Origin of the sequence: uncultured Campylobacter sp., from assembly GCF_938045205.1 — a bacterium.
Classification (GTDB): domain Bacteria; phylum Campylobacterota; class Campylobacteria; order Campylobacterales; family Campylobacteraceae; genus Campylobacter_B.
Genome location: NZ_CALIMY010000067.1, coordinates 1 through 7,120, shown reverse-complemented (window position 1 = coordinate 7,120; position 7,120 = coordinate 1). Strand labels below are relative to the sequence as shown.

At 49.1% G+C, this 7,120-nt stretch carries 7 protein-coding genes; 4 read left to right on the top strand and 3 right to left on the bottom strand.

All coding sequences use genetic code 11. The features are described 5' to 3' along the window. Positions 1–291: 291 nt before the first annotated feature. The gene (locus Q0198_RS04065; RefSeq protein ID WP_297895300.1) at positions 292–1,023 is read right to left on the bottom strand and encodes a sulfite exporter TauE/SafE family protein; all 732 of its coding nucleotides are present in this window, start codon (positions 1,021–1,023) and stop codon (positions 292–294) included. A gap of 36 nt (positions 1,024–1,059) precedes the next feature. Further along, positions 1,060–1,344, bottom strand: a complete 285-nt coding sequence (locus Q0198_RS04060; protein WP_297895298.1) for a hypothetical protein — start codon at positions 1,342–1,344, stop codon at positions 1,060–1,062. A gap of 194 nt (positions 1,345–1,538) precedes the next feature. Between Q0198_RS04060 and Q0198_RS04055 the strand changes: the two genes are divergently transcribed. Beyond that, a complete protein-coding gene (locus Q0198_RS04055) occupies positions 1,539–1,859 on the top strand; it encodes a hypothetical protein (RefSeq protein ID WP_297895295.1) in 321 nt (106 codons plus the stop codon). A gap of 152 nt (positions 1,860–2,011) precedes the next feature. On the opposite strand, the gene yaaA is transcribed toward Q0198_RS04055, so the two are convergent. Next, a complete protein-coding gene (gene yaaA / locus Q0198_RS04050) occupies positions 2,012–2,743 on the bottom strand; it encodes a peroxide stress protein YaaA (RefSeq protein ID WP_177388568.1) in 732 nt (243 codons plus the stop codon). Positions 2,744–2,869: 126 nt separating this feature from the next. Between yaaA and Q0198_RS04045 the strand changes: the two genes are divergently transcribed. The 3 genes from Q0198_RS04045 to Q0198_RS04035 form a co-directional block, all read left to right on the top strand. Then, the gene (locus Q0198_RS04045; RefSeq protein ID WP_297895292.1) at positions 2,870–4,555 is read left to right on the top strand and encodes an anthranilate synthase component I family protein; all 1,686 of its coding nucleotides are present in this window, start codon (positions 2,870–2,872) and stop codon (positions 4,553–4,555) included. A gap of 316 nt (positions 4,556–4,871) precedes the next feature. Next, a complete protein-coding gene (gene trpD / locus Q0198_RS04040) occupies positions 4,872–6,485 on the top strand; it encodes an anthranilate phosphoribosyltransferase (protein ID WP_297895289.1) in 1,614 nt (537 codons plus the stop codon). After that, positions 6,482–7,120, top strand: a 639-nt coding sequence (locus tag Q0198_RS04035; protein ID WP_297895286.1) for a DNA adenine methylase, incomplete at its 3' end; no start/stop codon positions are given. The genes trpD and Q0198_RS04035, both read left to right, overlap by 4 nt.

The following is a 7,120-nucleotide window of genomic DNA, read 5'->3' as shown; positions in this document are numbered from 1 at the left end:
ATTCCGCTTTTAAAATTTGCTCGCGCTTTTTGAAATTTCGTTTTAAAATTTTACTCGCGTGACGGAACGCGACGTTTTACGCGCCGCCGAAAGACGGAGACCAAGCGGCGCGCAGAGTAAGAGGACGGTAATGCAAAACTGCGAGACGCAAAAGGGCGGCGTAGCAAAACAGAGCACATAGAATCGCTCTGACGTGCCTGTAGCAGGCGCCTAAACTGCACTTGTAGCGGAACGATCGCAAAGCAAAACAATAGCGCGGCAAAATCGTCCGCAGTGCTACTACAGCGGGCGCTACTGTAGCACCTTTTTTAGCGCTAGCGCAAATAGCACGACATAAAGGACGAGCAGCCATTTTTTCTGCGTTTCGCGCTTTGCACGGCGAGCCTGAGAGGTACCGAAATACACGCCCAAAAGCCCGCCCACAGCTAGCAGCGCGCCGCGTTCGTAATCCACATGGCCGTTGTACGAAAGGCTTAAAAGCGCGCTAAATGAGCCGAAAACGATGAAAAATAGCCCCATGCTGACCGCTCTTTTGATATCGACGCCCAAAAATCCGACCAATACGGGCGTTAGAAATACCGCGCCGCCCACGCCCATGCTAAGCGCGATCGCGCCGATAGCAAAGCCGATAAAAAACAGCGCCGCGCCGTGAGGATCGGCGTTGCCGCCGCTTGTTACGTTCGTGCTAAAGAGTTTAAGAAATGAGATCGCAAGCGTCAGCAAAAGACCGATCTCAAGCACGATTTCTGGCGAGTATTTTACGATGAAGCCCGATATGCTCGCGCCGCACAGCCCTCCGAGCCCCACCGCGATGCCGCTATCTAGGCGAAGCTTGCCCGCGCGGTAGTTCAGATATGAGCCAAAAAGCGAGATGATGAACATCTGCATCACCGAGATGCCCGCGGCGGTCTTGACGTCGTAGCCTAGAGCCATCATCACGGGCATTACGACCGTGCCGCCACCGATACCGAAAAAGCCCGATATGAAGCCCACAACGGCGCCGATAAAGGGGAGTTCTAGCATTTATAATCCTTGAAATTTGAGACGAAGTTTATAGCTTTAAAATTTAAAGCTTGCTAAATTTACGGAATTTTGGATTTGAAAGCGGGAAATTTGCGGGATTTTAAAGTATGAAATTTCAGAGCGCGGAATTTTAATTGCAGAAATTCGGCTAAGAACTTTATGCACTGGGTTACTAGAGTTTGTAGCGACGGCGTATTTTACTGCGTTTGCGGATTTTTGGAATTTCAAAGCGTGAAATTTTGGCTCAAAATTTTTATCGCAACAGAACGCAAGCCATAAATTTCTGCTCGAAATTTTATACGGAGCTGGCTCGATCTGCATTTGTTTGTGTTGCGGCAAGTATAAATTTTAGATCATAATTCTGCGCTTGGACTGCGGCGGTTTAGCGTAAATTTGGATTAAAATTTTACGTTTAGATCGCGGGCGCAGTATTTTTGCCGCGATTAAATTTTCGACAGGATTTTATACGGCAAAATTCCGCAAAGTAAAATTTTAGACAAAATTCCTACAGCGGATTGCAAGTAAAATTCCTTCCGCATAAAGTTACGCTTCCATCCACGATTGCACGCGCGGCGCATCTCCTTCGTGAAAATTCTTTCTGTGCGGAGGACGGCAGCAAAATTTCCGCGCTTTGTATTCTAAAAATCGCCGCAAAAGCGGTGCAAAATCAAGACAAGATCGGCATAAAATTTTATGCGGAGCGAGCAAACGCAAAGAGCGTAAATTTTACTCTAAAAAATCCTTGCGGTGAAATTTCGCCGCTAAAAGCCCGTCCAAAGCTCACAAGAAGAGTGCCCAAAAACCAAAAAGCCGCCATCGCAAAATCCTCACGATGAAATTCCGCCCACAAATTTCTCCGGGCAGAAGTGCTTTAGACGGGGCGGGATTTGGACTCGCGGCAAATTTTCCGGGCTAAATTTTACGCAAAAATTCGCATTAGACCTGCAAGCTTTATCGTAAATTTCTCCGGACGGAATTTCTTTGCGCCTTATGAAATTTCCAGCACGATCTCTTTTTTTAGTCCGATCTGTTTGATCTCTAGCACGGAAGCGCCGCCCAAGCGCAGCGCGAGCACCTCCGCCTCGCTGCAAGCGCGGGCAATAGCTATTTCGCGCAATACCTTACCGCGCCAGGCCTTGGCGTAGTGGCTCAGCACCTTGCCGCCTTTGATGAAACTAAAACTCAAATATTCGCGCTTCATCTCATAAAATTTTTCGTAAAATCCCGCGCGCAGATCCACGACGCACTCATCCGCCAGATACCGATCCAGCGCGGCAGAAAAGCTGTCGCGATAAAATTTCGCCGCGTCTATGCCGCCGAATTTTTCGCCCTGTTTGAGCTTGTAGTTCGGTAGCGCGTCGCCGCCCAGCACGGGGCCGAAAAGGTTTGAAAAAATTATCGTATTTCGCTCCGCAAACTCCTGCGCGCCAGGGCTTAGCGACGCGTAGCCTAGGGCGCGATACGCGGTGCCCGTGTAGCGCAAAAGCGCCTTTGTGCAGCCTTTTTCAAAGATATTTTCGCGCAGAGCCGCATCCCATTTTTTCAGCCCGAAAAGCTTGCAAAGCTCCGCTTCGCTTGCTTTATCCACGAAATCCGCGTAGGCGCGCAGCATCTGCAGGCGCTTTTCGTAAAGATCTGCAAAGATGAAATTTCGCTCGCAAATGCGCGTGTCGCCGCCCAGCTCGCTTTTCATCTCGCTTGGGGAAAATAAAATTTTCATACGTTCTCCTTGAAATTTGCTAATTTTACTAAAATTTTGCTTGGACTAAGCCAGCCTGAGCTCGCGCCGCCCGCTCAAATTTAAGCTAAGCAGCGTATAATGGCGCTAAAAATTCCAAGGACGAAAATGCTTTTAGAAGAGCCGCTGTTTTACTACCGCGAAATTTTAAAGACGCATCCGCAAAGCTACCTCGCAGAGGACGACAGGCAGGTCATCATCGGCATAGATTGCGATTATTTCGACGGATTTAAGATGAGTTTTGAGGCTTTGAGGCTTAAATTTGATGAGGTAAAGGGCGCAAAAGAAGGCGCGAGCGAGTTTAAAAACGCGAGCTTTGCAGGACTTTTCGGCGTTTTGGGCTACGACATCGTGCGCGCATTTGAAAATATCGGCGCGCCGAAGCAGACGCTGTATGACTTCCCGCCGTTTTTTTACGCCGATGCCGCAAACTATCTGCACTACGATAAAATCAGCAAAATTTACGATTTTTACGGCAAAGACACTAGAATTTACGAAAGCCTGCGCGAGCTTAGCCCGCAAGCTTCGCAGCAAAGCTCCGCCGAAGCGGAAGGCACGCCGCAGAGTGCCGCAAGAGCGGACGCCGCGATAAAAATAGGATCGAAATCGCAAGCCGCGGCGAAGCCCGAGCCTAAGAAAAAAGAGCTTAAATTTAAAATTTTAACCGATCTGGGCGCCGAGGAGTCGCATTTTAGTGCGATGGTCGAGGCTGCAAAAGAAAAGATAAAAAGCGGCGACGTGTTTCAGGTCGTGCTGGGCGAAATTTTAGAAGTCGGTACGAATCTAGGCAGTCTGGAGTTTTACGAGCGACTCAAAAAGAACAATCCGAGTCCCTATATGTTTCACTTCCCGACGCCGTACGGTTGCGTCGCGGGCTCCAGCCCCGAGCTCATTATGGAGATCAAAAAGGACGAAATTTTCGTAGCTCCCATCGCGGGCACACGCAGCAGAGGCGCGAATGCCGAGGCCGACGCGGCGCTTGAGCGCGAGCTTTTAAGCGATGAAAAGGAACTTGCGGAGCATCGGATGCTGATCGATCTAGCTCGCAACGACATCGGCAAATTCGCCGCGCCCGCCTCGGTGCGGGTGCAAAACGCGATGCGCATCGTACGCTACGAAAGTGTGATGCACATCGTAAGCGAGGTTTACGGCAGTAAGCCGCGCGGGGTAAGCGCGTTTGAGGTGCTCGGCACGATCTTTCCTGCGGGCACGCTAAGCGGTAGCCCGAAGATTCGCGCGATGCAGATCATAAACGAGCTGGAGCGCTACGAGCGCGGTATATACGGCGGCGGAATCGGGTTTTGGCGCTTTAGCGGCGACGTGATGCAGGCGATCTTGATTCGCTCGGCGATCTTCGTAAATCGCGACGCGCAAAATTTCTGCTCGGACGAGGATTTTAAGCGAAATTCCAACTTAAATTTAGACTCTGTTTGCGGCGAGGAGAAGTCCGAAGCAACGGAGCTTTGCGATTTCGCAGCGCAAAAGGGCGGCAGCGAGGCGCAAAATTTACCGGCTCACACAAGCAAACGCGACGCGACGTTAAATTTCAAAGCTCGCGCAGGCGGCGGAGTGCTAAATTTAGAAAGCGAGCCGCGTTTTAGCCGCGCGATGCGGTTTGAGACTGCCAAATTTAGCGCGGAGAATTTCGGCTGCGAAGGGCTAAACAATCTCGTATTTATCGGAGCGGGCGCGGGTATCGTTTACGACAGCTCGCCAAAGAGCGAATACGCAGAGATCTGCAAAAAGCGCAAAAGCCCGCTAAAGGCGATCGAGGAGCTATGCGAGGAAGTTTAGACCCTTTAAATTTAGCTAACTGGGCGCGCCGTTTGCTTCGGCGCGAGTTTGGCGCCGCTAAATTTAAAGCAGTTTCGGCGTAAGGACGTTAAATTCAACGGCGAGCTTCATTCGGCGCCGCAAAGCCGAGATACATATCGGCTGCAAAGCAGCGTAACGTCGCAGCTGATGTAGTAATGCCGCAGCCGCGAGCGGAATTTTAAATTTAGCTTGCAAGAGGCGCTAAAACGGCGCTAAATTTAGCCGCCGCAAAGCGGTCAAATTTAAACTATTTAGAATTTTAAAGAGGCGCAACGCCCTAAAAAAGGATAAAATTTTGATTTTAATGATAGATAATTACGACAGCTTCGTTTTTAATATTTATCAATACATTTTGGAGCTAAGCGAGGAGGAGGTGCGCTACTTCCGCAACGATGAGATAACGCTGCAGCAGGTGCGCGAGCTTGCCCCGTCGCACATAATCCTAAGCCCCGGGCCAAATCACCCAAAAGACAGCGGCGTCTGCCTGGATATTTTGCGCGCGGATTTGGACGTGCCGATTTTGGGCGTGTGCCTTGGGCATCAGGCGATCGGATATGCGGCGGGCGCGGAGATAAAGCAGCTGGAGGTGCCGCTACACGGCAAGAGTTCGGCGATTGAAATTTACGCAGATGGCGTGCTTTTTAGCGGCCTGCCGCGTAAATTTGAAGTGATGCGCTACCACTCGCTTTATGTGGACGAAGCTACGCTACCGCGCGAGTTTGAAATTTTAGCAAAGAGCGAAAATGACGGCATTATAATGGCGATGAAGCACCGAAGCAAGCCGGTTTTCGGCATTCAATTTCATCCCGAGAGCTTTTTTACCCAATACGGCAAAAAGATCATCGAAAATTTCATCAATTACGGCAAAAAGATAATTTTAAAGGAGAAACTCGTGGTAAATTTCGCCCCGTTTATGTTGAAGCTACAAAAGGGCTTCCCGCTAGATAGCGACGATTATGCGGTCATTTGCAAGGCGCTTTACGAGCAGGATTACGACATCGTGCAGCTTGCGGGGCTGCTCGTGCTCATCAGCGAAAAGTCGCTCTACCCAAGCAGCCTTACGGCGCTCGTGCGCAGTATCTTAAAATACTCGATCACCTACGACGATCCGAGCCCGATGTTTGACATCGTAGGCACGGGCGGCGATAGGCTAAAGACGATCAATATCTCCACGACCGTGGCGTTTATCGCGGCAAGCTTCGGCGTGCGCGTCGCCAAGCACGGCAACCGCGCGATTACCAGCAGATCGGGTAGTTCCGATGCGCTCGATGCTTTGGGCGTGCCGCTACTTAGCGATTTGACGCAGATCAGAGCGCTGCTAGATCGCACTGGGCTAGCGTTTTTTCACGCGCCGTTTTTTCACAAGATCACCGCCGAGGTCAAAGAGGTGCGCAATCGCCTAAAAATCGGCACCGTCTTTAATATAATGGGGCCGCTTCTAAATCCAAATTTAAGCCTAAGCAATCAGATCGTGGGCAATTATCTGGAGGAAGTAAACGGGCTCATCGCCGAAACGCTGATGATTTTGGGGCGCAAGCACGCTCTGGTGGTACACGGAATGGACGGCATGGACGAGATCAGCCTGTGCGACGAGACGCTAATCCACGAGGTCAAGGACGGCAAAATTTTAGAATACCGCGTAAATCCCGAACAGTTCGGCTTTAAACGTGCATTTCACGGCGATATAGAAGGCGGCGACGGCGAGGCTAACGCCGAAACTTTAAAGCAAATTTTAAAAGGCGAGCTGAGCGGACCAAAATTTGACATCGTCGTGCTAAATGCGATGTTTGCGCTATACTGCGCCGATATCGTATCAAGCCCTGCGGAGGCTAAGCCGCTCATTTTAGAGGCGATCGGATCGGGCAAGATTTACCGATATTTTGAGGACTATACGCGAGGCAAAGCTTGAAGAATACTATAAAAGAAATTGAAATTGCCGAAAATCCTGCCTTTTTAAAGGAACAGCTAATTAGCTATTTGGGTAATAAACGCGCAATATTAAACGAAATTTTAAACGTGCTTTGCGAGATAAAGAGCGAACTAAAAAAACAAAAGATAAGTTTTGTAGACGTTTTTAGTGGTTCAGGCGTGGTTGTAAGAGCAGCCAAAGCATACTCGAGCCTCGTTGTTGCAAACGACTTAGAGGATTATTCGCGCGTGATAAACTCATGTTATCTTTCAAATTTCACGCCAGAGCTCAAAGAGCAAATCGACAAAAGTTTTAAGCAAATTTTAGAAAAATTTAAACCCAGCGAGAGCTTTATAAGCGAACTTTACGCTCCAAAAGATGACGCTAATATAAAACACGGCGAGAGAGTATTTTATTCTCGTGAAAATGCGCTAATAATCGGTGGTTTGCGTAAAGCAATAGAAGAAATAGATCTAGATTTTAGGCATTTTTTTATAGCGCCTCTGCTCAGCGAGGCTAGCATCCATTCAAATACAGGTGGTGTATTTAAGGGCTTTTACAAAGACAAGGATGGTGTAGGAAAATTCGGCGGTAGCGGAGAAAATGCGTTAAATAGAATTTTAGGTAAAATTACT